Genomic DNA, 4,500 nt, shown 5'->3' with positions numbered 1-4,500 from the left:
GTAATGTCGTTGTAGAATGAAAATTGATTAACGCCACTCATGTTCTTCACCACATCGTTGACCCGAAAGGCCGCCTGATCAAGAATCAGTTCTTTCGTGACGTAGCTGACCGATTGGGGTACATCTTGCAGCGGGGTAGCCGTTTTGGTGGCTAAGAACGATACATCATTCTGATACGTGGTTTCCGGCCGACCAATAATTTCAACCTCTTGCAATTGAGTGAGGCTTTCTTGCATACTAAAATTAATGATTAGTGTTTCGTTAGCTACGACATTCACCACCCGACTTCTACTACGGTAACCAATTCCTGATACTCGAATCTGCAGCGAGCCTATTGGGGAGTTTTGAATTGCAAACTCACCGTTAATATCCGTTACGGAACCTAGGGTAGTTCCAACTAATTCTATGGCGAACCCCGGTAATGGATTGTCTTTTTCATCGGTAACTCTTCCTTGTATGGTGCCGAATTGGGCGTAAGCTAAAGATGACGAGACAAGTACTAAAAATAGTAGTATACGATACTTCATAGATGATAATATTCTGGTAAGCCGCCTGGTCGCGATTGTCTAGACATGCTACTTCGCAATGGTATTTCTTTCAGTGGTTAAGTAATAGTTTATATTTATTTAGACTGAATATAAACAAAGGCAAAGATAGTGGTGAGAATGAGAGGAATCAATCGCTGGTGTTAGTCTATTTTTATACTACCACTAGTTATTTTATTAGCTATTGATAGTATTTCTACGGAAAAAAAGGTTCTATAACTTGATAAGCTGAAGACGAAGGGCTTTAACGACTAAACCCACCGGAGTTTTTACGTCTAATTTCTTTAAAATTCTTTTACGATGGGCGTTAATAGTATGGGGACTTAAATTAAGTTCATCAGCAATAGCTTTGGTAGATATCTCTTGAGCAATGTATTGAATAATCTGTAGTTCACGGGGGCTTAAAGAGTTGATAGGATCGTCTTTTTCAACGAGAATGGACTGATCCATCAGCAACTGGAGTACCGATTCACAGTAAAATTTTTGGCCGTTAGCTACCGCTTGTAATGCAGTCAGAATTTCATTGCGGCTACATTCTTTCGTAAGAAAAGCAGCAGTATTAGCTTGTAAAATTTGCAGTACTCTTTGCCGGTCCTGATCATCGGTGATAACAATTAGTTTAGTAGCAGGATGCTCTTGATTAAATCGCTGATATCCTTCGTAGGAGAAGCCCGTAAGGTGAGCGTAATCAATTAGTAGTAGATTGGGCGTGTCGCGCGTAAAGTTGTCATTCACTGCTTGCCAACTATCAACCTCACCTATTACAACAAATTCAGGAAAGCTTTCTAAGAGATTGCGAATGCCCACCACCGTTAGAGTTTGCTTATCCGCAATGAGCACTTTACTTACTTTCATATTGATTATTTAGAAATAATCTAAATTAAGTGGTAAAAATTAATCTTCCAAGCTCGTTATGAACTTGTTTTCTATTCAACGACAGGCAATATATTCTAGAATTGTAAATATTAGGCTTACCGATAGTCAAGAGCTGATAAAGAGTGAATGCTTCAGCTATCTCAGTTAACACTTCTTTCAGGAAAAAGAAATTGCAGAATGATAAAAACAATTAACATAATTTTGTCGTTTCTGAAAATTCGCTAAATTGAGGCGTATTATACTACGATATTTTACAAATACTTATACAACCGCTTGCTTTGAAATGTACTAACGAATCTGCTACAGTCAAGAGAGTTTCCGAGGGTGACCATCTAGCATTTAAACAGATCTTTGACCAATATAAAGATGCGATTTTTGGTTATAGCTATAAGCTTACCAAGTCATCAACCCTGGCTGAAGAAACCGTACAGGAAGTTTTTTTAAAAATTTGGCAAAACCGTACGAAACTAGATTTTACCCGCCCTATTAAACCATACATCTACAAAATAGCGCAAAATCACGTATACAACACTCTACGCAATGCAGCTTACAGTGATAAGCTCAAAGAGGAAATATTCTACAGCCACGCAATTGGTCATACTACTACGGAAGACCAAGTAGTCTATCGCGATTTAGAAGCTTTCCAAGAGAAGACAATTCAGACCTTGCCAACCCGTCGGCAATTAATCTTTCGCATGAGCCGGACGGAAGGGCTAAGCCACGAAGAGATTGCTCAACGGCTAGAAATCTCTCCCAATACAGTAAAGGATCAGATTGTAAAGGCGCTTAAAACAATCAAAGAACAACTGCACGTGCATACCGATATCGCCGTCAGCATCTCCCTTGTCCTGCTACTAAGACTCCTAAATTAACAGAAATTAGAGGCCAAAGATCGGATGATGGAATAGCATTGGGCAAATCCTTAGATTAAGACACGCTAATTATTTGTCACTAGTCATTAGCTTCTCGCTTCTGATACATCTTGCCATTTTCTCATCCCTGAACACCAAACTTTTGTCTTCCTCTTCCTCAATTGATTATCGGCAAGTCTGGAAAATTGTGTTACATAATATTGATTATTAAGTAGTTACCAAAAAGTTGGAAAAATAAATTCTGTCCAATCGTCCTTCTGGGTTGCTCGTGGGTAATAGAACTAACGACGCCTAAAACTTTACCCTTGCACGACCCTAACTACATCAAGTCACTCTTCATCAAGTTCAGTGCCGACGAATGTACCCCAGAAGAAATTGAGATTATCATTGAGTATCTCCGAACATCGGACGGTAGCGAGAACCTACCTCAGATTGAAGAAGTACGTTCCAAGCTGGGTTCACTTCCCCAGTTGGATGAGCATCGGTCGAGCGAAATTTTTAGCCAGATAATTAGCCGCGATGCCCTCTCAGTAACTACTGCTCATACTCACTCTCAGCGCAAAATTTTTCCATGGGTCTGGAAAGTGGCAGCAGCCTTTATTGGCATGTTGTTTCTAGCAGGTATCGGCTGGTGGTACTACGACTACGAAATCCGTACCGCCCTTTATGCTACTACATTTGGCGAGGTGAAAAATATTACGCTACCCGACGGCACCGGAGTAGTGCTTAATGCTAACTCGACCCTTCGCGTTTCTGACAATACTTCGGAAGATTCGGTGCGGGAAGTGTGGTTAGAAGGTGAAGCGTTCTTTTCGGTTACCCACACCCCAGATCACCAAAGATTCATCGTTCGAACTGCTCACGACCTGCAAGTAGAGGTACTTGGAACGGAGTTTAACGTAAACAGTCGAGAGAAAAAGGCCATAGTGGTACTAAACTCCGGTAAGGTGAAAGTACGCTTGGCAGAGGACAGCCAGCCAGATAGAATAATGAACCCTGGGGAGCTAATTGAGTACGAAGCTGAAAGTCATCATATTGATCAAAAGGAGGTGGATACCCTGCTATATACCTCCTGGCGCAACAACTTGTTAGTATTTAAAGAAACATCTCTAGCCGAGATTGCCCAACTAATAAGCCATAACTACGGCTACAATGTCAAGTTTGAGCAAGATAGTCTCGCTCAGCTCTCGTTCACCGGTTCTATTCCGGCCAATCAACCAGAATTACTATTGCAAACCTTATCAGTTAGTTTCAACCTAAACATAGCCCAAGATGGAAAGAGGATCACCGTAGATAGCCGCTAATCTAACCGGGCAGTAGCTACGGATCATAACCGATAGTAAATAGTACAAAACCTAAAACAGTATATATTATGAAACACGTTCACCATTGTATTTTTCTCATCTTCCTGCTGGTGTCGGTGGTGTCGGGCTTATCGGCTCAACAGTTGGCTTCCGCTGCTGAAGTAGGGAATGACTACTTTCCTCTCCAGAAAAAAAAGAAGGCCCTTTCAGGAATTATTTTGTCGCTAGGCAACCAGTATCAAGTACGATTCAATTTTAATAGTCAACTGGTCAAAGACAAATTCGTGGAAGCCGAGCTGGTAGCTGAACTACCGAATGAAAGCCTCGATGCTGCGTTAGATAAACTGCTTCTCCCGCTATCGCTGGCCTACAGGAAAATAAGTAGTAGCCACTATGTAATTATAGCGGCTCAGCAAAAAAAGCAAGAAGTTCTACCGATACTAAAGGAAAAATTTCAGTCGGTGAAAGAAGAGGAAGAATTTCAGCGAACGAATTTGCTCTCTAAACTTGAGAATCAAAGTTTACAGAAGACCCAACAGACATTAGCCCAAACCATTAGTGGTAGAATTACCGACCAGGAAAGTGGCGACGGACTACCCGGGGTGAACATTCTGGTGAAAGAAACCACTACCGGAACAGTGACCGACATTGATGGAAACTATAAGCTTACTGTAAGCGACGATGCCAATACGCTGGTATACTCATCTATCGGCTACGCCACTAAGGAAGTAGACATAAGAGGAAGAGCCATTATCAACCTAGCTCTAATGCCTGATGTTCAGGGATTGGAAGAAGTAGTGGTGATTGGCTATGGTGTGCAGAAGAAGGAAAGTGTCGTCGGCTCCATTGTGCAGACCACCGGCGAAGTGTTGCAACAGTCGGGGGGAGTGAGCTCGGTAGGGC

Annotated in this window: 5 protein-coding genes; 3 read left to right on the top strand and 2 right to left on the bottom strand. The window is 41.8% G+C overall.

What is annotated here, in order from left to right:
• Together WBA23_RS24035 and WBA23_RS24030 are read right to left on the bottom strand one after the other, a co-directional pair.
• A partial coding sequence (locus WBA23_RS24035) for a carboxypeptidase-like regulatory domain-containing protein (protein WP_424584818.1) occupies positions 1-527 on the bottom strand: 527 nt, incomplete at its 3' end.
• A 231-nt stretch (positions 528-758) separates the two neighbouring features.
• Positions 759-1,400, bottom strand: a complete 642-nt coding sequence (locus tag WBA23_RS24030; RefSeq protein WP_424584817.1) for a LuxR C-terminal-related transcriptional regulator — start codon at positions 1,398-1,400, stop codon at positions 759-761.
• Positions 1,401-1,699: 299 nt separating this feature from the next.
• Here WBA23_RS24030 and WBA23_RS24025 point away from each other — a divergent pair, with 299 nt between their 5' ends.
• The 3 genes from WBA23_RS24025 to WBA23_RS24015 all read left to right on the top strand — a co-directional run.
• Positions 1,700-2,293: an RNA polymerase sigma factor gene (locus tag WBA23_RS24025; protein ID WP_424584816.1), complete on the top strand. Its 594-nt coding sequence runs from the start codon at positions 1,700-1,702 to the stop codon at positions 2,291-2,293.
• Positions 2,294-2,598: 305 nt separating this feature from the next.
• Positions 2,599-3,597 (top strand): FecR family protein, encoded by a 999-nt coding sequence (locus WBA23_RS24020; RefSeq protein WP_424584815.1) that lies wholly within the window; start codon positions 2,599-2,601, stop codon positions 3,595-3,597.
• Between the two features lie 68 nt (positions 3,598-3,665).
• Positions 3,666-4,500 (top strand): carboxypeptidase-like regulatory domain-containing protein (locus WBA23_RS24015; protein WP_424584814.1); only part of this gene is annotated, 835 nt, incomplete at its 3' end.

The sequence above is a fragment of the Tunicatimonas sp. genome (genome assembly GCF_049647865.1).
Classification (GTDB): domain Bacteria; phylum Bacteroidota; class Bacteroidia; order Cytophagales; family Cyclobacteriaceae; genus Tunicatimonas.
Note: the sequence above shows the minus strand (reverse complement) of the source record. Positions and strands in the feature narration are given on the sequence as shown.

Bases quoted from the DNA above. Each gene is read 5' to 3' on its own strand.
- WBA23_RS24030 (WP_424584817.1), bottom strand. From the start codon at position 1,400: ATGAAAGTAAGTAAAGTGCTCATTGCGGATAAGCAAACTCTAACGGTG.